We start from the raw sequence: 20557 nt of genomic DNA, 5'->3' as shown, positions 1-20557 counted from the left end.
AAAATGGGACATTACGTCCCATTTTTCTTTTCATCTCCCTATAAATAAGTTTATAGGGAGATGAAAAGAGATTTGACATCACATGTGAAAAGAAGTGAAATAAATAGTATATTATAGTATAGGAAAAAATAGCTATATCCCTTACAATACATGAAGAGGGAGAATAGGATTAGTTTTGCAAGATATAAGAAATGAAAGTTTATGACTTGCAATGAGTGCGAGATAAAATATATGAAAAATGGCAGAGAAATGAGAGGAGGGGGATTTTTATGACAGTTACAATTAAAGATGTGGCGAAGCAAGCGAATGTTGCACCATCAACAGTTTCTCGTGTAATTGCTGATAATCCAAGTATAAGTGAAAAGACAAAGCGCCGTGTTAGGAAAGTGATGAGTGAATTAGGGTATCATCCCAATTTAAATGCGAGAAATCTTGCGAACCAAACGACGAAAACACTTGGTCTTGTTATGCCAAGTTCTGCAAGTAAAGCTTTTCAAAATCCATTTTTCCCAGAAGTTATAAGAGGGATTAGTTCATTTGCACACGTAGAAGGTTATGCGCTTTACATGTCGACAGGTGAAACGGAAGAAGAAATTTTTAATGGTGTCGTAAAGATGGTACAAGGACGCCAAATTGGTGGCATTATTCTTTTATATTCAAGGGAGAATGATCGGATTATTCAATATTTACATGAACAAAATTTCCCGTTTGTTTTAATAGGAAAACCATATGATCGAAAAGATGAAATTACATATGTAGATAATGACAATTATACAGCTGCAAGAGAAGTGGCAGAATATTTAATTTCATTAGGGCATAAACAAATCGCGTTCATTGGTGGTGGATCAGATTTACTTGTAACGAGAGATCGTTTAGCTGGTATGAGTGATGCCTTGAAATTAGCAGACATTGTATTACCAAAAGAATATATTTTACATTTTGATTTTTCGAGGGAAAGTGGTCAACAAGCTGTTGAGGAATTAATGGGACTGCAGCAACCGCCAACGGCAATTATGGCAACGGATGACTTAATTGGACTTGGTGTGTTAAGTGCTCTTTCTAAAAAAGGATTTGTTGTACCGAAAGATGTTTCTATTGTAAGCTTTAATAATGCTTTATTATCGGAAATTGCGAGCCCTCCACTTTCCACAGTTGATGTGAATATTTATCAGCTAGGATATGAGGCGGCAAAAGCTTTAGTTGATAAAGTAGAGAATGCAGAATCCACTGCAAAGTGTATCATTATTCCTCATAAATTACTAAAACGTCAAACTTGTGATCATTATGCATAAAAAAGCTAAGAGTTTAACTCTTAGCTTTTTTCATTAGAAAGGCTTCTAATCGGTCGCAGCCTTCTTTTAAAGTTTCGATACTATACGCATAGGACAAGCGAAGGTAGCCTTCACCGTATTCAGAGAATGCTGTTCCAGGAACTACAGCTAGTCCCGCTTCTTTGACAAGATCAAGTGCAAAATCAAATGATGAAGATGTCAAATGACCAACATATGGGAATAAGTAAAATGCACCTGTTGGCTTTTCAACTGTTAATCCCATTTGAGTGAGTCTATTATATACGTAATCACGGCGTTTTTTATATTGGTGGCGCATCATTTTTGGTGCGTCTTTAGCTGCTGTTAATGCTTCAATTGCAGCGTATTGAGCGATTGAAGTAGCACACGTTACATTGTATTGATGAACTTTTAATATGTGTCCTGCTAAATAGCTTGGTGCAAATAAAAGTCCAACACGCCAGCCAGTCATAGAATGTGATTTAGATAAACCGTTAATGACAATTGTCTTTTCACGCATTTCTGGGAAATGTGCGATAGATGTATGCTTTTGTTCATATACAAGCTCACTATAAATTTCATCTGAAAGGACGAAAATATTTTTATCTTTTAAAACATCTACAATATCTTTTAGCTCTTCTGTGGATAAAGTTACACCAGTTGGATTAGAAGGATACGGTAGTACGATACATCTTGTTTTTTCTGTAATAGCATTTTTAAGCGCTTCAGCTGTTAAACGAAATCCAGTTTCACGAACATCTACAAAAATAGGCGTTGCACCGCATAATCGAATAATGGGTTCGTAACCTGGATAAATAGGAGCAGGTAAAATTACTTCTGTTCCTGGCTCTAAAATCGTTCGGAATGCAACATCAATTGCTTCGCTAGCACCGATTGTAACGATGGTTTCGTTTTCAGGTGAGTAATGTAAATCGTAGTTATCTTTTACGAAGTTACAAGCTGCCTTACGTAATTCTAGTAAACCAGCGTTATGTGTATAGCTTGTATAGTTTTCTGTAATAGCCCGTTTTGCCGCTTCTTTCACGAGAGAAGGTGTAGGGAAATCGGGTTGTCCAATTGTTAAAGAAATCAAATTATCATAGTTTTGAATCATGTTAGAGAATTGACGGATTCCAGAAATTTGGATATCCTTCACTCTAGGGTTAATGAATTGTTCCATTGTATCTCCCTTTCTTCCGTTTGAAAATTAAGTTCATTTTATCATATTTTCTATGATTACGCTTTGTATATGTTATTTAGAAAGAGAGAGAAAAGAGAAAAAAAGCCGCTATAAGCGACTTTTTAATATCCGTATTCCCAATCTATTTCATCTTCATTCCAGAGTACAGAGGATACCTTGCCAAGGTGAACAACTGATTCGTTCACAGCACATGTGCAGTTTTCTTCTCCCGCTTTATGCTGTAACTCTTCATATACTGATTTTTCAACATTTTCTAGAACAACCAAATTTTCTTCTTTTAAAACAAGCGTAGTACCCGCCATATTTATCTTCCTCCTACTAAAGTAATGATCACTTATTTGTAAACATAGATAGTATGGATTATATGCTGTATTTTGCTATAGTTGTCCGTCTAAAAAAGTATTTTTATATTTTCTTTGTAATCCGTATTCATTGTATACTGCACGAAGGAAATTTGGTACAGGGTTTACAATCATTTCGAAAATCTGTAACAATTATTATGAGTTGTTAACAAAGAATTAACAAATATGTTAAGAAAAATCAAAATTTTAAAACAAATACACCTATAAAATGATATAATCATATCAAAATACATATAGGGGATGAGAGGTTATGGAGCTTATCCGTGATTTATTGATTCAAATTGCCATCATAATTTTGCCACTATTTTTATATGAAGCGATTCGTTTAAATCGCTATCAAGAAATGCCTCCGAAGCCAAATCGTTACTTTATTATGTTTTTATCTAGCGTTACGCTCGTTCTCTCCATGACATACTCTATTTGTTTTGGCAATGTGTGTGGGTATAACTTTCACCCCATTCCAATTGTCAGTGGTTTTTTATATGGTGGGATTGTTGGTTTAATCCCAGCAGTTATTTTTGTTGCATACGAATGGTTACTAAAGGGAATGAGCTTTCTTCCAGTTTTAGAAGTAATATTTTTATTGATAGTTCCGCTATTTTTATCAAAGAAATGGTCTCTTTTTTCAAGGGATAAGAAATTAATTTTAGCATTTATGATTTCATCATTTTATGTGCTTGTTTCTTTAGTATTAGGCATGATTAATGTTCTTTTGGAAACAGGATTTACACCGTATATTTCGCAAATATATAGCGGATTTATATTTGCCTCGCTTATCATGGTCATGACAATGGTATTTCAGGTGTATTTAACTGAATATTTAAATGAAAATGCATTGCTACGTACAGAGATGCAAAAATCAGAAAAGCTTAATATTGTAAGTGAGTTAGCAGCAAGTGTGGCACATGAAGTTCGAAATCCACTAACTGTTGTTCGTGGATTTATCCAATTGCTAGAAAGTACGGAAGATGTGAAGAATAAGGATTATATGCGTCTCGTATTAGCTGAATTGGATCGGGCGGAACAAATTATTTCAGATTACTTAAATTTAGCAAGGCCGCAAATTGAGAAAAAAGAACACATTTGTTTATCAGCCCAATTAATAGAAATGACCACTCTCATGTCGTCATTTGCAGCGATGCAAGGTGTATATTTACAAGTTGAAATTTCAGAAAGTCTTTATACGATTGGTGATAAGACAAAATTGAAGCAAGCTATTATGAATGTTGTTAAAAATGGTATTGAAGCAATTCAAGGAAATAAAGGATATTTAAAAGTAACAGCTATTCAAAAAGACGAAACAATCATAATAAGAGTTAAAGATAGTGGTGTTGGTATGACGAATGAACAGTTAGCAAGGCTTGGGCAACCATATTATTCTTTAAAAGAAAAAGGGACAGGATTAGGACTTATGGTAACATTTAGTATTTTACAAGCGCATAATGGTACATTGGAATATAAGAGTGAAAGTGGAAAAGGCACTGAAGCAATTATTATATTACCAGCTGTACAAAATAAGGAATAAAAGTTACCGATGAAAGGTAACTTTTTATTTTATATTGTTTATTCATTTGTTTTTTCTTGTTTTGCTCGGCTAAATAAACTTTTAAATGATTGAAAGAAGCTTTGCTCTTTTGAGGCAGCAACCATTCTTTTTGTTTCTTGAATTTCTCGAATAACTTGCATAAGCTGTGCATCACGGTTACTGTCTTTATTATAAATTTGACTAACAAGTTTATTCATTTTTTCTTCCTGTTTGGATTCTCGTTTATACATATGATTCATTAATAAGTCCATCTTTTCTTTTTGCAGTGCATCTGTTTGAGCGGCGTGATCGACTAACTCTTGAAGCATTTTTTCTTGAGAGCCTTCTTTTACATAAACTTGTTGCATCAATTCGTCTAGTTTCTCATCCTTTAAACGATTTTGTGTAATTAAAGTAGAATTTTGATGAATAATTGCCTCATTTAATTGAGCTAGCATTTCAAGTTTTAACATGAACTCCTCAAAGTTACGCCCATCTTCTTTTTCTTTCGTTTGTATCTCTTGCTTATCTTGTATAACTGGTACAGGTGGGGCCTCTTTTTCTTTTAAAATAATCGGTATCGTTTCTGAAATATCTTCTTGTAATGTAGCAGCTCTTTCGTGTATAGATTTCAATAATTTTAAATCATCAAGTTTATAAATACGAGCATCAGCTGTTTTGGAAATCATATAACCATGTTCTTCTAACAGTTGACTATATTTGCGAACTATATGTTTTGGGATGCCTGTTTTATTCGTGACATCTTTCGTTTTATAGGTAGCTTCCATCATATTTCCTCCCCAAAAAGTATCGTATATATCATTTCAATCTTTTATGAGGACTTCCTTTGAAAAAGAATGTCGGAAGGCTATTAGTTTTCTACAGCATTAGTGAAAAAATGAAAATTTTTGGCGGAATGGCAAGGAATAACTAAAATAATGTCTGAAAACATATACAGGAGAAGTTTGTTATAATAACGGAGGAAAAGAAACTGGTAGAAACATGGAGGTATACATGAAGCAATTAAAAGGTATTATCATTTCAATTATCGCAATTCTGTCTATTTTAGTAGCAGTTTATGAAGTACTTGTGCCAGAGGAAACAAGTGTAAAGAAAACGAATACGTATGATCAAGTGTTAGAATTTCCGAAAGAACGTTATCCAGAGACAGGAAAACATATTACGGATGCTATAAAAGAAGGGCATTCAGAAGTTTGTACAATCGATCGTGGTGGTGCTGCAGATAGAAGGAAATTGTCGTTAGCACCATATCCATCAAAAAAAGGGTATGATCGTGATGAATGGCCAATGGCGATGTGCAAGGAAGGCGGAAAAGGAGCACATATTGAATATATAAGTCCGGCGGATAACCGCGGAGCAGGTTCTTGGGTAGGGAATAAGTTAGATAAATACCCAGATGGTACGCGAGTAAAATTTGAAGTGAAGTAGTAGTTGTATATTTCATAATGAAGGAGAAGGGGAACTATGGAGTTAACGATTTCTTATTCGCAATTAATGTTGATGAACTATGACGGTGAGCAGCCTTATGTAGATTGGACTGATGAAGATTTTGAAAGAGGTTATGCTAAGGCAGATGGAACTGTTATTTTTGAAGCACTTTCTGATTATACTTGTGAAGTGAAAGTGACCCCAGGGAAACATATTGAAAAAGAAGAAGTAGTTAGAACGATTACGGTTCCTTTTACAGTTGAAAATGAAAGTATCGTTATAACGAGTATTCTTTCTGATAAATTTCAAATACCTATTCCAAATGGTGAGTATACAGTTGTATTACAAGCAATTCCTCTTGAAGAGCCAACGGATGATGAATTATATAAAATACAATATGAATTCTTTTTTGAAAGTAAAGAATAAAAAATGGGTTATCCTGAGAAAAGGATAACCCATTTTTGTTATGCGTTTGTTTTTAAAAGGGAACGAGCATCTTTCGCTGCTTGCACCATATGTTCTAAAGCTGGAATAACTTCTTCTGTTCTTCTCGTTTTTAAACCACAATCAGGATTAATCCAGAAATATTTAGGATCACATACTTCTAAAGATTGTTCTACGATTTTATACATTTCATCTTTACTCGGTACACGTGGGCTATGAATATCATATACACCTAGGCCGATGCCTTTTTCATATGTTGTATGTTTTAATGTATCAATAAATTCTCCGTGACTTCTTGATGTTTCGATAGAAATTACATCTGCATCTAATGCGCGAATCGCGTCAACAATATCTTCGAAGTTACTGTAACACATATGAGTATGAATTTGTGTTTCATTTGCTACAGAAGAAGTTGCTAAAAGGAAGGATTGTACTGCCCATGTAATATAAGCATCCCAATCTTTTTCTTTTAGTGGCATTCCTTCACGAAGTGCGGGCTCATCGACTTGGATTACTCTAATCCCGGAAGATTCAAGTAGTTCAATTTCGTGACGAAGAGCTAGTGCAATTTGATACGAAACTTCTTTTCTTGGAATATCATTTCGAACGAAGGACCAATTTAAAATTGTAACAGGTCCGGTTAACATTCCTTTTACAACTTTCTCTGTTAAGCTTTGCGCATAAACTGTTTCCTTAATAGTCATGCCGTTAATAAAGGCTACATCACCATAAATAACAGGTGGTTTTACGCAGCGGGAACCGTATGATTGTACCCAACCGTTTTTAGTGAATGAGAAACCAGCAAGGCGCTCACCAAAATATTCGACCATGTCAGTTCTTTCAAATTCACCATGTACAAGGACATCAAGCCCAATTTCTTCTTGGTAACGAATCCATTTTTCTGTCTCTTTTTCAATAAATTGTTCATATTGTTCATTTGAAATAACACCGTTACGCCATTCTTTTCGCGTTTGACGAACTTCAGTTGTTTGCGGGAAGCTACCAATAGTCGTTGTTGGTAATAGCGGTAACTCTAGAGCAACTTGTTGTAATTCGTATCGTTTTTCAAATGGAAGAGGACGTGAAAAATCTTCTTCTTTTAGTGCTGTTCGTGCTGCTTTGACATCTTCTCGGTTACGTGCAGCAGATGAACGAATTGTATGATGTACGTTTCGATATGTTTCCAGCTCATTACTAATGCTTTCTGTACCTTGAGTGAGAGCGGAATGAATAAGAACTAACTCTTCTAATTTTTGATTTGCAAATGCTAACGCATCAAACAGCTCAGTCGATAAGTGAGTTTCTTCTGTTTTATCGATTGGTGTATGCAATAAGCTACAAGAAGGCTGAACGATGATATCTTTCGTTTGGACTTGTTTTTGTAACGTTGTAAATAACTCAAGAACTTCATCAAGGTCAGCTCTCCAAATGTTACGGCCATCTATACAACCGACAGCTAAAGTTTTATCAGCTGGGAATCCATATTTTGAAATAGCATTTAGATTACCTTCTTTACCATGAATGAAATCTAATCCAATACCGGATACCGGGAATGTAATAATTTCTTCATAGTTTTCTTCTACGCTATCAAAATATGTTTGTAAAAGAAGAGTCGCATTTGGAACTTCTTTACGAATAGCTTCATAAATTTCTTTTGCTTGTTGAACTTCTTTTTTAGTTAAAGAAGCGAAAATCGGTTCATCAACTTGAATGGCTGGTGCACCAGCTGCATGTAGTTCTGAAAGCAGTTGTACGTAAGGTGCAACTAACTGTTTTAAAATGGTAGGAAATTGTTCTTGTGTATAACCTTTAGCTAATTTTAAGAAAGTATATGGTCCTAAAATAACAGGCTTTCCATCTACTCCTAATTCTTGTTTTGCCTCTTCGTATAAGCGAAGTGGACGATTATCTTTTAAAGAGATTTGTAATCCCTCTTCATATTCAGGAACGATATAGTGATAGTTTGTGTTAAACCATTTTGTCATTTCGGAAGCTACGTGATCTTTAGAGCCACGCGCCATTGCGAAATATACATCAAGGTAAGATGTAAACTCAGAAAAACGTGATGGAATAAATCCTAGCATATAGGCAGTATCCAAAACGTGATCATAATATGTAAAGTCGCCAATTGGAATGAGTTCAATCCCTTTTTCTTGCTGTACTTTTACGTGTTGAAGGCGAATTTCTTTCATTGTTGTTAAAAATTGTTCTTCATCGATTTTATTGGACCAAAAAGCTTCCAATGTTTTTTTCCACTCTCGTTGTAGTCCGATACGTGGATAACCTAAGTTACTTGTTTGAATTGCCATTTTAAATTCCTCCCTAATTGAAAGTAAGCATTTCCGTTTACTAGGAAATACCTATAACAAAAAGTACAAAGACATAGAAAATAAGCCTTCCTTTTTGTTTTAACACCTCATCATCATCCGTGAATCTATCAGTGTTGTTAAAACAGGCAGGTCTCCTGACTTATGCTTCATATAATTTCTTTCACCTTCCCGTTTTCACAGTGGCACCAAAAAGAAATCTCAGCATTTACAGTGGCGGGACCGTGTTGGAGTTTCACCAAGCTTCCCTTTTAAACACGAAACGAAACTTTCGTGTACCTATTTTCCTTTTGAAAGGAATTTAACAAGCGATATGATATTGAAACAAATTTTAACATAATTTTTGGAATTTTGTCTACTGTTTTAAAATAAGAAAATTCTAAAGTTTTTATTTCTTAGTATTCTGACTTTTTATATTCTGGAGTAACTAATAATATTACAGTATGAAAAGAGAAATTGAGCTATGAAAGAAGTAGGGATGTCTTCTTTCATAGCTCAATCTTCATCTATAGCAACTTCTGAAAGTTGGCCTGCTATAGCATCTTTAAGGAGGGTGTTTAGCCATTGTAATTCAACTGTAATATGCTCAATTACACTTTGCAAAATATATAGTTGTGCACGTGGAACCTTTCCTTTATTACAATCATATATCGTTTGCATAGTATGTAAATATTGAAGAGTATCGTTTTTCTTTTTTTCTAAAATAGGAACTAATTCGTGATCATTGCTAAAGTGAGCGAAAGATAAGGCTGAATAAATAGGTTTATATATTTGGTTTTTGGCTTCGAATTGTTTTAATAGTAAAGTGTGGAATAGTTTTTTGCCTTCTTCTGTTATATGAAAAATCGTTTTGTCAGGTCGATTTGTGTCTCTAATTACATTTGTAATATGAATTGCCCCTTGCTTTTCTAATTGCTCGAAGGCGTAATAAAGTGATCCTTTAGCATATTTAATGTAACAATCCATTTGTCGTTCTTTCATAATATGCTGCACTTCATATGGATGTTTATCTCCTTCGAGTAGTAAGCCGAGAATGACTAATTTCATGCTCATGCTGTCTCAACTCCTGTATATAAAAACTTTATACATATTATAAACGGCATATCCTTTTTCATAAAGGGATATGCCGCTTCTTTTTTATATTAACTAACTTGCTTTTGTTTTTCTTTCTTTTTAGGGCCTGTAAAGAGGCGTTCATTTCCCATAAGTAAAATACAAATAATACTTAGTACAGCCGGGATGAGTGCCCAGAAGAATGTGTTCGCAATAGATGTAGCGAGAGCTTCCTTAATACCCGCTAATATTTCAGCAGGAATTTTTGCGGTAGCGCCTGGTGATAATAAGAAACTTGTGTCTCCGCCTTTTGGAGCTAATTTTGCTAGTTCAGGGGGGAATACAGAGTTTAGTTTATCTGTAAAAATATGATTTTGAATTGTACCAAAAATCGTTACACCAAGAGTCATACCGAGTGATCGGAAGAATGAGTTTGTTGATGTCGCCGAACCACGGTCCCGCATTTCCAACTTGTGAATAGAAGACATACTTAATACTGAGAATGAGAAACCAACACCAAGCCCAGCGAGAATCATAAATAGTGTTACGAGTAAACGAGGTGTGTCCATTGTTAAAGTACTTAATAAATAAATACCAAGAACGAAGAAGACACCAGATACCATCATAATGTTACGATAGCTTGTTCGAGAAGCTAATTGTCCTCCCGTTTGACTTCCAATTACAGAACCAACCATCATTGGTGTTAAAATTAATCCAGCATTAGAGGCGGAACCTCCAAGGACGCCTTGAATGAAGATTGGAATATAAACTGTACAGATAATGAAAGCGGCACCATAGAAAAAGGCAACTCCTTGACTAGCTGCGAATAAAGGTTTTTTAAATAGATGGAATGAAATAATAGGCTCGGTTGCTTTTCGTTCTACAAAGAAGAAAATAATAAGCGTAATAACTACTGTTGTAAATAAGCCAATAATTACAGTAGAATTCCAGGCATATTCCTTACCACCAAGTTCTAATGCGAACATTAAGCAAACGATACTTATGACAAGTGTAATAGCACCAGCCCAATCAATTTTTTGTTTTCTAAATTCTAGAGACTCACTGTAGTATTTAGTAATGAAGAAAAAGGAGATAAGTCCTAATGGAATATTGATATAGAAGACCCAATGCCAACTTATATAGTCTGTAATATAAGCACCTAATAAAGGACCGAAGACACTAGATGTCCCGAAAACAGCACCGAATAGTCCTGTCATCTTCCCGCGTTTTTCTGGTGGGAAGATATCGTACATAATTGTGAAGGCGATAGGCATAAGGGCACCACCACCGATCCCTTGAATAGCTCTATAAATACTTAATTGCTCAATGCTTGAAGCTGTTCCGCAGAGCGCAGAACCGAATAAGAAAAGAATGAGGCCACCAATATAAAAACGTTTCCGCCCGTACATATCAGAAAGTTTCCCGAAGATAGGCATCCCTGCCATTGTTGCTACCATATAAGCTGATGTGACCCAAACAAACTTATCAAATCCTCCCAGGTCTCCAACGATTGTTGCCATTGCGGTTGCAACGATTGTATTATCCATTGCGGCCATTAATATACCAAGCAGTAAACCAGCAACAACAAATTTTGTCTTGTTGGCTTCTTTTTTTAATGGTTGAGTTTCCAAATATAACCCTCCTTTAGAAATAAGTAAACTATATTAAATTTTGAGTGCAGTGGATAAAAAATTTAAATGTATAGTTGATGTTAATTTCTTTTCCATAAGTGCACTTATATGCCATAAAGAATATTATAGTCAAATTTGACTATAAGGCAAATTTTTTCTTCCGTCAAAATATTCTTTCGTATGAGTAGAGAACGAGTGAGCCATACGAATATTGCTATGAAGGGAATGAAGTAAATTGTAAAAAAATTTCATAAAGAACACCTTCTGTTAATAGATGAAAAATGGTTTTTTCTTCATATTGTCGAATAGGATAAAAGGAAGAGAAATATTAAACATTGCTTGTAGCAAGCTTTAGGAATTTGGGGAATTCATTGTGTGTATGTTACATCTGAAATGAGGTGAATATATATTATGAAAATATGGGGACGAATTTCGGATACAGGAAAGTATTCAATACCGCTACAACCAGTATTGTGGATTGACGGATCGAAAAAGGAAAACGAATTTCCTCAAGTAGCCGTTACATTACAAATTGGTAGTATGTATACAGAACAATTTTCGTATGAATTGACCTACGATGTAAACGACATACTTATTATGAGAATTGAAGTGGAAAATAAAGGGGTAGAAATGATTTCGAGAGTTGTTGTAAGTCATATGATTCGAGATTACTTTGCTTATATTCCTAATTCTTTAAAAGTTGATAAGGGGATAAGTGAGTTTTTATTCCAGCTTGTTAGATGGCGAATTGATGATTTGTTACCGAATGAGAAGGTGGAACTACGTTGTAAAATAAAAGCTAATAAAGATAAAGCTCTTAAACAAACATTCTTTCAGGCTACATATACATTTCAAGATAAAGAGATATCATATGGCCCACTGCAAACAAATGAAGTTGTTGTGCGTCAATGATAAAAAGGAACCTGTACAAAAGGTTCCTTTTTTAGTGAAGGTTGTGTTTTTTGAGTATTTTCTTTTGCTCCATTCCTTTTTTTCCTACATAGTTATTTTTGTAGCCAAAGTATAGAATAAATAAAAATGAAACAACATTAACAATAGCGTCGATTTGATCGTTTGTAATAAAGTGTATCCCGAAAGAGGTAAATAATAATTTTAATGATAATAGAAAACCAGCTAGCAAACGCATAGCATCTGATAGATTCTCTTTTTGTAGCATATAGATTACTCCTTTCTATAAAAGTTATATATTATATATATGAAATAGAGTAGAAAAGGTATACAAGCTTAAGCAGAAATGTACATTGCATATGTACATTTTTTATTTTGTAGAAAAACATTATTGATATAGAAACATATATTGGTATAAAAGGGGGGAAAGTATGAAACATAAAGGAAAAATTAGTGGATTATTGCTTGGCAATACTGTGGCAGTTACAGAATGGATTGCACTTCAGGATGTAATTGCAAAACTGGATTCACGATCATTTTATACCGTCTTTATTATTTATATATTGCAAATGATACTAAGTTATTATTTTGGACATTGGTACGATAAAAGAACAAACGAGCGTATGGGTATGGAAGTAGGAGGAATGGCAAGCAATGATTTTGTTGTTGATTTTTTTGGGAAAGTAGCTGCTTTATCTGAAAGAGATTCTCGTAATATTACAGTGTACATTCTTTCTGTAAAAGAATGGGAAGGGTTAAAAGACACGTTGCAAGAAAAAAAGTTGGGAGTGTTAGTACAAAAATTAGAGAGTACCATTGTAAAGACAATTCGGAAGGGCGATGTTGTTACAAAGTGGGATGAAAATAAGTACGTTATTGTAGCAATTGATAATGGTCATGAAACATCAACAATAACAAAACGATTAATGAAAAATATTGAAAGTGAAATAGAAGGTGATTTACTCAGTGTCACTCTTTTATTTGGAGCAGCTAGCTATCCAGTAGAAGGAAAAACGTTTGAAGAACTGTTGAGAAAGTCGCAAAATCAATTGTACCAGTATAGAAATTTGCAAGAAAATGAGTGAAGCTTTGATTTGAAGATATATGATAGGAAGATGTTTTATTTGTAACATTTTTTTGACTTTTATTACAAAAAAACGCCACGTTTGTAATAAAAGTCTTTAAAAATATATGAAATAAGCATATAATTATGATGGTAGTGCCAATGCAATTTGCACAGTGTGTTTTATTTTAAAAGTGTAGAGGAAAGCAAGCTCTACACTTTTCCTTTTTAGGAAATGAAAAGAATATTTGTAAGTTGTTGCGAGATATCGATTGTACTGTGTAAAATGAACAAAGAGATTAATTGATAGAAAGCTGGAAAGGGAATGATAGACGTGAGAGCGGAGCGATCACCTTTTATCAGGTGAACTATTATAGTCTTATTAAGACTGAGGTGAAATTCCGTGGATATTAAAGTAATACATAGTGTGAACAGGCCTTAAAAAACACGAAGTAGTATACTTAAAAATGGATATGGAATTGCTAAATAATTCAAAAAGAATAATGTAATATCAAGTAATAATTTGTACAAACAATATTAATGATCTTCGTAAAAAAGATGCGAGTGTATAGAACAATTACATATTTTATAACTTTTTTATATTACACGATGGTCGTTTATAAGTAGGAGGAAGAGATGTTGAAATATAGTAAATTAGCAATTGTAACTACATTATCAATGATTTTATTAGCCGGTTGTTTCGGTCCGAAACCAGAAGAAGAATTATATGTAGCGTTTGAAAACGCTGCTAAACAAGAAAAAACAATGTTTGAAGATGCAAAAAAACTTGAGACTTTAGAGAAAGAAGGACAAGAATTATATAACCAGATTGTTCAAGAAGGAAAAGATAATAATCAAACTGTTAAAGAAAAACTGAATCAAGCAGTGAAAAATACAACTGAACGAGAAAAAGTGCTTACAAAAGAAAAAGAAGTTTTAAATAAAGCGCAAGAAGAAGTGAAGTCAGCTGATAAGTATGTGAAGAAAATTGAAGATAAGAAATTGAAAGATCAAGCTGATAAAGTGAAAAGCACGTATGAGAAACGCCACGATTCATTTAATAAAATGTATGACAGCTATAACAAATCTTTAAAACAAGAAAAAGAGTTATATACAATGTTACAAGATAAAGGTACTAAATTAAAAGATATTAGTGAAAAAGTAAAAGTAGTAAATCAATCTTATAAGGATATTGAGTCAGAAAAAGATAAATTTAATGAATTTACAAAGTCTTATAATACAGAAAAAGTAGCTTTTTATAAACAAGCAAATATTAAAATTAAAGAAGAGAAAAAATAAAACAGTTTGGCCTACACTTGGCCAAACTGTTTTATTTTTTTGTATAAGTACGACTATACCATGGAACAGGCTCACTTAATTTTTTTTCTTGTTTTAATGCTTCAGGACCAATATAATCTTGAAGTGTTTTTTTTGCTACTGTTAAAGATAAGGTTGTTTTCGGATTTCGATAGGAGGATTCAAGATGACCAAGATGCGGTAGAATTCGAAAATCTTCTTTCGTAGGAGGGATGTGGAAAAAATAATCGCCTAAACGTATAAGGACATCAGATTGTTGTTGGCTAAAACGTGGGTTTCTAGAAAAATGCAATCCTTCTTTAATTGCTTTTTTTTCAGCAATCAAACGTTCTAAAGCTGTCTTTTTTAACCAGTATAAATATTTAGGATTAGTAGCTGCTTTAGCATGACGATTCACAACGAAAATAGATTGAGCTAGTCGATTAATAGAATGTTGGTTTTGTAATTGAGATTGTGGTTGTGAAGGTTTCATATTGAATCTCCTTTCAATTTTTCATTATTATACCATAAATAAAATAGGTATTTATTATACGCAAAAAGTGATTGTATATATTTTCAATATTAAAGCAATATTGTTACAAAAAACAACTATTTTGTATAATAGTAATAGAATATGTTTTTGAAATTTGATAATGAAAGAGTGAGAAGTTTGAAAGAAATATTAAAACAACAGTATGCCATTATAGATATTGGATCTAATACAATGCGTTTAGTTATTTATGAAAAGCAAAATGGAGGTTTTTATAAAGAGATTGAAAATACGAAAGTTGTTGCTAGGTTAAGGAATTACTTAATTGATGGTGTATTGAATGAAGAGGGAATAGAAGTATTATTACAGACATTATTTCAATTTCAAGAAAGTACAAGATTCCATCAGTTGCATCATGTACTTTGTGTTGCAACAGCAACAATTAGACAGTCGGAGAATCAAGAGGAAATTAAAAAGCTTGTTGAAGGACAAACGGACTTTACTCTTAGAGTATTATCAGAGTATGAGGAAGCGCGTTACGGATACCTGGCGGTTATGAATTCTACATCGTTTTCAGAAGGAATAACGGTAGATATTGGTGGGGGAAGTACGGAAGTTACATACTTTAGAAATAGAGAGATTTTAGAGTACCATAGTTTTCCTTTTGGGGCACTTTCTTTAAAGCAACAATTTATTAAAGGTGATATTCCTACTAAAGATGAGTTAGAGGGAATGCAACAGTATTTAGAGTTTCAATTTCGAACGTTACCATGGTTAATCAATAAGAAATTGCCTCTTATTGCAATTGGTGGTAGTGCTAGGAACTTAGTAAAAATCCATCAAAATTTAATATGTTATCCTATAGCAGGATTACATTTATACAAGATGAAAGAAGAAGATGTTGAAAGTGTAAAAGAGGAATTGGAAAAATTGTCGTTCATAGAACTTCAGAAATTGGAAGGATTAGCAAAAGATCGAGCAGATACGATTATTCCAGCGGTTGAAGTATTTCATACACTTGTTCATGTTATAGAGGCACCGGCATTTGTATTAAGTAGAAAAGGGTTAAGAGAAGGTGTTTTCTATGAAGAGTTGACAAAAGATTTGGGGATTTCATATTATCCGAACGTAGTTGAAGAAAGTTTGCATTTACTATCACATGAATACGAAATGGACATGGAATTTGTTATTCAACTTATTAAACATGGAAGACTAATTTGCAAACAACTTGAGGAAATAGGGCTTATTTCTATGTCAGTAAAAGACTGGGAAGTGTTCCATCAAGCTGCGAAAGTATTTAATATAGGCAAATATATAGACGAAGAAGCAAGCCGTTTACATACGTTTTATTTATTAGCGAATAAGACAATTGATGGCATGATGCATAAAGATCGAGTAAGGCTAGCGCTTATTGCATCGTATAAATCAAAAATGTTATTTAAACAACATTTATCTCCATTTGAAGGTTGGTTTGATAAAAGCGAACAAAAAAAAATCCGCCTGTTAGGAGCTGTTTTACAATTTTCAGCTACTTTAAATGTAAGGCAACGATCGCTTATTGATACCATATCTATAACAGAAAGCGAAGAGGGATTAACGTTTAAAGTTTTATGTGAACAATCGGCATTAGCAGAAAAAGTACAAGCTGAAAAACAAAAAAAACAGTTAGAAAGAGTATTAAAAACGAATATTAATTTATTATTTGAACTAAAACATTAGGGTTGTACGGATGTCTTTACGAAAAATTTACACTTTGTAATATTGTAATTTGATAAAATGAAATTAACTAAATTATAGTAAAAAAGTTTCAAGGGGAAGTGTGAAGAGAATGGAATTATTGAAGGGGAATGCAGTAAATTTAAATGATACAGCTTATTACAATAATCGAGAGTTAAGTTGGTTAGCATTTAATGAACGTGTCTTACAAGAAGCGCAAGATGCAAATAATCCACTTTTGGAAAGATTGAAATTTATTAGTATTTTTAGTTCGAATTTAGATGAATTTTTTATGGTACGTGTAGCGGGATTAAAGGATCAAGTGAGTGCTGGATTTAATCAACCAGAAAATAAAGCTGGCTTAACACCGAAAAAGCAATTAAATAAAATTGCGATAAAAGCCCATGCACTAATGACAGTACAATATGATACATTTAAAAATTATGTATTACCAGCGCTTGAGTTAGAGGGAATTGAACGTTTAACATTCAATGATTTGACGAAAGAGCAGCGAGAATTTATAGAAGAGTATTTTGACGAGCAAATTTTTCCGGTGTTAACTCCTGTAGCTATTGATGCATATCGCCCATTTCCAATGTTATTAAACAAAAGTTTGAATTTGGCTACTCTTTTATATGATGAGAAGCAAGCAGAAGAAGAAAACAGGACGAAGTTAGGGATTGTGCAAGTTCCTTCATTACTTGAGCGCTTCATAATTTTACCGAGTGAAGGGCAAAAGCATAAATTTATTTTATTAGAAGACGTAATTAGTAGCTTTACTCATAAATTATTTACGGGATATACAGTATCATCTGTTACTCGTTTCCGTATTACACGCAATGCAGATTTAACGATTCATGAAGAAGGTGCGAGAGATTTATTAAAGGTAATTGAAAAAGAATTAAAAAAGCGTAAGTGGGGGGCTGCTGTACGTTTAGAAGTTGGGAAAGAACACATTGATGAAAGAGTATTAGCGTTATTATATGAGGTTCTGGAAGTAAAAGATGAAGATGTATATATAATGGATGGCCCATTAGATTTAACATGTTTGTTTTCTTTATATAAAAAACTAGCTCCTTTATATGAACATCTTGTATATCCAGCTCTTATTCCGCAACCGCCTCAAGATTTAGGTGATGAAGAAGATGTATTTGAAAAAGCAATTGAGCATGATATTTTATTACATCATCCTTTTGAATCATTTCAGCCGGTAGTTGATTTTGTCCGTGATGCGGCAGACGATCCGAATGTACTTGCGATTAAACAAACGTTATATCGTGTAAGTGGTGATTCACCGATTATTCAGGCGTTAAAGATAGCGGCTGAAAAGGGAAAACAAGTGACGGTATTAGTTGAATTAAAGGCAAGGTTTGATGAAGAAAACAATGTTCACTGGGCTAAAGAATTGGAACAGGCAGGCTGTCATGTTATTTACGGTGTCAGTCACTTGAAAACACATAGTAAAATTACGCTAGTTGTAAGGAGAAAAAACGGAAAAATCGAAAGGTTCGTACATCTCGGAACTGGGAACTATAATGATGCAACAGCGAAGTTATATACTGATTTTGGATATATTACATCAAGAAAAGATTTTGGGGTCGATGCAACCAATTTCTTTAATTATTTAAGTGGTTATACAACAAAGCCACATTTTCATCATTTATCGGTTGCTCCATTTGATATAAGAGAGCAATTTATGGATTTAATAGATGAAGAAATCCGTTATCATAGGCAATATGGAAATGGATATATTATCGCTAAGATGAATTCATTAACAGATAAACCGTTAATAAAAAAAATGTACGAAGCATCACAAGCTGGAGTAAAGGTAGAGCTCATTGTTCGAGGAACATGTTGCCTACGACCTGGTATTCCAAATGTAAGTGAAAATATTCGTGTAGTTAGTGTTGTTGGAAGATATTTAGAACATAGCCGTATTTATTATTTCCATCATAATGGGGAGGAGAAAATATATTTATCTTCAGCTGATTTGATGACGCGAAATATGGAGAAGCGAGTGGAAATATCTTTCCCGATATTAGATATTGAAATGAAGGCACGAATTAAGGCGATTTTACAGCTTACATTAGCTGATAATGTGAAAACACGTGAACAAAATAAAGATGGTGATTACTATTATGTTATTAATGGTAGTACAGAAGAAATTGATAGCCAAGTGAAGTTGTTTAAGATGGCGTATCAAAATACAGACGCTGAATAATGAAAAAAAGTAAAAACCTCTTATGTCCATAAGAGATTTTTACTTTTTTCTACTCATATGCTCCAAAAATAGAAGGATGAGTAGAAACAATAGTTTTATTATAAGCGTGTAATGAGATGGCTCGTTGAGAGAATAATATTTGAAAGAATCGTTACTTTAACCTAGTAATAGTAGGGTTGCTGACATGGTCCACCGTAACAAGGATAAGGTGCTGGCGGCGGGAAAGGTGGTGGATAAGGTGGATAAAATGGTCGAGGGCCGAAAGCTAATGCTCCGCCGAGCAATCCACCAGCAATTCCAGCTAGAAAGGGAACGCCAAAAAACGGGAAGAAGCGTGAGTCGCCTACTGGACCAATAGGTGCTGAACGGACTGGAATTGGTTGATAATATGGATACATGAACATACCTCCTTTATTGGACTCACTTTTATCATATGGTAAACGAAACATGGATGAGCGCGTACAAGAAAGGATATGTAAGAAAATAGGCGAATTATTACGAATGTTGGAGTGTGAAAATTGTGATTTCAGGTTTTGACATGAAACGAAATGGGACACGTGTTCTTCCGAGGCCTCGATTGACATAGAGAGTTAAATCCTGCATCGTATAGAAGCCTTCAATATAGTCTTTGGCGAGTGATGGTGTAATAATAGCCCCTAAAAAAGGAATTTGTACTTGTCCGCCATGGCTATGACCAGAAAGTTGCAAGTTGATTGGATATTTGGAAATTTGCGGCGCGATATCTGGCTCGTGAACAAGAACGATGTTATAAGTATTTTGCCGTGCATGTTGTAATGTTTTCTCTATTTTTGGTTTGCCTAGTAGTATATCATCGAGACCGAAAATAGAAATTTCACTATTATCCATTAGACGAATTCTTTTTTTACTATTTAGCAATAGTTCAAATCCTGATTCACGCATGATGTGCTCATAGTATTCAGTTCCATATCCACCGTGATCATGGTTACCATAAATAGCGAATTTACCGAAGGGGGCTTGTATATTTTTTAAAATGGACGCGACAAAAGGAGTGTCAGTATACGTTTGATAATTATCAATGAGATCTCCGGTAAAAAGGACAATATCTGGATTTACAGCATTAATTTTAGAAACAACTTGAGATAAATGTTGAAGCGAGAAATAGTATCCGAGATGTAAATCGCTGAATTGAAGAATTTTCATACCATGAAAACTTTTTGGGATGAGTTGTGATTTTAATGTGTGCTGTGTAAAAGAAATGAAATGGGGTTCTATATATTTAGCATAGTAGTATCCGATGCCACTGGTTATAAATGAATAGAGACAAGTACGCATACCAATTTTTAAAAAATTTCTTCTTGTAATGTGCGTCATAAAAATATGAGTATACCTCAATGTTTTTATTCCATTTACAGGCTACTCAAATCTCCTTTCAGTTTATTTAAAAATATACTTTACATAATAAAAAATTAGTATAGATTACGAAAAAAATGAATAAAAAGAAAGTTCTTTACATTAAAATATCAGAAAATTTTAAAAATATAAAGATTTCTATTAAATAAAGTGATAAAATGAATGTGTATTCATTTTTTTGGAGGGGAT

19 protein-coding genes and 1 riboswitch are annotated in these 20557 nt (G+C 33.7%); of the genes, 9 read left to right on the top strand and 10 right to left on the bottom strand.

What is annotated here, in order from left to right; genetic code table 11:
- The first annotated feature begins 269 nt into the window (after nt 1–269).
- Complete coding sequence (gene malR, locus MHH55_RS14080) at nt 270–1292, top strand: maltose operon transcriptional repressor MalR (RefSeq protein WP_000219053.1); 1023 nt, start codon at nt 270–272, stop codon at nt 1290–1292.
- A gap of 13 nt (nt 1293–1305) precedes the next feature.
- On the opposite strand, the gene MHH55_RS14075 is transcribed toward malR, so the two are convergent.
- Nucleotides 1306–2469 (bottom strand): aminotransferase A, encoded by a 1164-nt coding sequence (locus MHH55_RS14075; protein ID WP_000434578.1) that lies wholly within the window; start codon nt 2467–2469, stop codon nt 1306–1308.
- A gap of 122 nt (nt 2470–2591) precedes the next feature.
- Nucleotides 2592–2792 carry a hypothetical protein gene (locus tag MHH55_RS14070; RefSeq protein ID WP_000929280.1) on the bottom strand — a complete coding sequence of 67 codons (201 nt, stop codon included), beginning with the start codon at nt 2790–2792 and terminating at the stop codon, nt 2592–2594.
- Nucleotides 2793–3102: 310 nt separating this feature from the next.
- On the opposite strand from MHH55_RS14070, the gene kinB reads away from it, so the two are divergent.
- A complete protein-coding gene (gene kinB / locus MHH55_RS14065; protein ID WP_000420370.1) occupies nt 3103–4377 on the top strand; it encodes a sporulation sensor histidine kinase KinB in 1275 nt (424 codons plus the stop codon).
- Nucleotides 4378–4415: 38 nt separating this feature from the next.
- On the opposite strand, the gene MHH55_RS14060 is transcribed toward kinB, so the two are convergent.
- Complete coding sequence (locus tag MHH55_RS14060; RefSeq protein ID WP_000388471.1) at nt 4416–5165, bottom strand: DUF3967 domain-containing protein; 750 nt, start codon at nt 5163–5165, stop codon at nt 4416–4418.
- Nucleotides 5166–5391: 226 nt separating this feature from the next.
- Between MHH55_RS14060 and nucA the strand changes: the two genes are divergently transcribed.
- A complete protein-coding gene (nucA, locus tag MHH55_RS14055) occupies nt 5392–5826 on the top strand; it encodes a DNA-entry nuclease (protein WP_000811494.1) in 435 nt (144 codons plus the stop codon).
- 36 nt (nt 5827–5862) lie between these two features.
- Nucleotides 5863–6252, top strand: coding sequence for a competence protein ComJ (gene comJ / locus MHH55_RS14050; RefSeq protein WP_048655569.1), 390 nt, complete (start codon nt 5863–5865; stop codon nt 6250–6252).
- Nucleotides 6253–6290: 38 nt separating this feature from the next.
- Here the strand turns inward: comJ and metE are convergent, their stop codons facing one another.
- From metE to MHH55_RS14035, 3 genes are all read right to left on the bottom strand, one after another.
- Nucleotides 6291–8579, bottom strand: coding sequence for a 5-methyltetrahydropteroyltriglutamate--homocysteine S-methyltransferase (gene metE / locus MHH55_RS14045; RefSeq protein WP_001007608.1), 2289 nt, complete (start codon nt 8577–8579; stop codon nt 6291–6293).
- A 128-nt stretch (nt 8580–8707) separates the two neighbouring features.
- Nucleotides 8708–8895, bottom strand: a riboswitch (cobalamin riboswitch).
- A gap of 197 nt (nt 8896–9092) precedes the next feature.
- Nucleotides 9093–9650 carry a PadR family transcriptional regulator gene (locus tag MHH55_RS14040; RefSeq protein WP_000062061.1) on the bottom strand — a complete coding sequence of 186 codons (558 nt, stop codon included), beginning with the start codon at nt 9648–9650 and terminating at the stop codon, nt 9093–9095.
- An 89-nt stretch (nt 9651–9739) separates the two neighbouring features.
- Nucleotides 9740–11281 carry an MDR family MFS transporter gene (locus tag MHH55_RS14035; RefSeq protein WP_000449912.1) on the bottom strand — a complete coding sequence of 514 codons (1542 nt, stop codon included), beginning with the start codon at nt 11279–11281 and terminating at the stop codon, nt 9740–9742.
- A 411-nt stretch (nt 11282–11692) separates the two neighbouring features.
- On the opposite strand from MHH55_RS14035, the gene MHH55_RS14030 reads away from it, so the two are divergent.
- Nucleotides 11693–12193 (top strand): hypothetical protein, encoded by a 501-nt coding sequence (locus MHH55_RS14030; protein WP_000708120.1) that lies wholly within the window; start codon nt 11693–11695, stop codon nt 12191–12193.
- Between the two features lie 31 nt (nt 12194–12224).
- Here MHH55_RS14030 and MHH55_RS14025 read toward each other — a convergent pair whose 3' ends face one another.
- On the bottom strand, nt 12225–12458 hold the full coding sequence (locus MHH55_RS14025; protein WP_000939448.1) for an SPP1 phage holin family protein: 234 nt from the start codon (nt 12456–12458) through the stop codon (nt 12225–12227).
- 163 nt (nt 12459–12621) lie between these two features.
- On the opposite strand from MHH55_RS14025, the gene MHH55_RS14020 reads away from it, so the two are divergent.
- Both MHH55_RS14020 and MHH55_RS14015 read left to right on the top strand, forming a co-directional pair.
- Complete coding sequence (locus MHH55_RS14020) at nt 12622–13275, top strand: diguanylate cyclase domain-containing protein (protein ID WP_000680820.1); 654 nt, start codon at nt 12622–12624, stop codon at nt 13273–13275.
- Between the two features lie 614 nt (nt 13276–13889).
- The gene (locus MHH55_RS14015) at nt 13890–14552 is read left to right on the top strand and encodes a YkyA family protein (protein WP_000922498.1); all 663 of its coding nucleotides are present in this window, start codon (nt 13890–13892) and stop codon (nt 14550–14552) included.
- Nucleotides 14553–14583: 31 nt separating this feature from the next.
- Here the strand turns inward: MHH55_RS14015 and MHH55_RS14010 are convergent, their stop codons facing one another.
- The gene (locus MHH55_RS14010) at nt 14584–15042 is read right to left on the bottom strand and encodes a YkyB family protein (RefSeq protein WP_000804864.1); all 459 of its coding nucleotides are present in this window, start codon (nt 15040–15042) and stop codon (nt 14584–14586) included.
- 141 nt (nt 15043–15183) lie between these two features.
- Here MHH55_RS14010 and MHH55_RS14005 point away from each other — a divergent pair, with 141 nt between their 5' ends.
- Both MHH55_RS14005 and MHH55_RS14000 read left to right on the top strand, forming a co-directional pair.
- Complete coding sequence (locus tag MHH55_RS14005) at nt 15184–16758, top strand: Ppx/GppA family phosphatase (RefSeq protein WP_002198132.1); 1575 nt, start codon at nt 15184–15186, stop codon at nt 16756–16758.
- A gap of 109 nt (nt 16759–16867) precedes the next feature.
- Nucleotides 16868–18976 carry a polyphosphate kinase gene (locus tag MHH55_RS14000; protein WP_000421680.1) on the top strand — a complete coding sequence of 703 codons (2109 nt, stop codon included), beginning with the start codon at nt 16868–16870 and terminating at the stop codon, nt 18974–18976.
- A 161-nt stretch (nt 18977–19137) separates the two neighbouring features.
- On the opposite strand, the gene MHH55_RS13995 is transcribed toward MHH55_RS14000, so the two are convergent.
- Together MHH55_RS13995 and MHH55_RS13990 are read right to left on the bottom strand one after the other, a co-directional pair.
- Entirely contained in the window at nt 19138–19374 is a 237-nt protein-coding gene (locus MHH55_RS13995; protein ID WP_000283738.1) for a hypothetical protein, read from the bottom strand.
- A 97-nt stretch (nt 19375–19471) separates the two neighbouring features.
- Entirely contained in the window at nt 19472–20329 is an 858-nt protein-coding gene (locus MHH55_RS13990; RefSeq protein ID WP_002026257.1) for a metallophosphoesterase, read from the bottom strand.
- Nucleotides 20330–20557: the final 228 nt, after the last annotated feature.

It is taken from the genome of Bacillus sp. FSL K6-2944, assembly GCF_038005385.1.
Lineage (GTDB): Bacteria > Bacillota > Bacilli > Bacillales > Bacillaceae_G > Bacillus_A > Bacillus_A cereus.
This window is presented reverse-complemented; position numbering and strand designations above follow the sequence as displayed.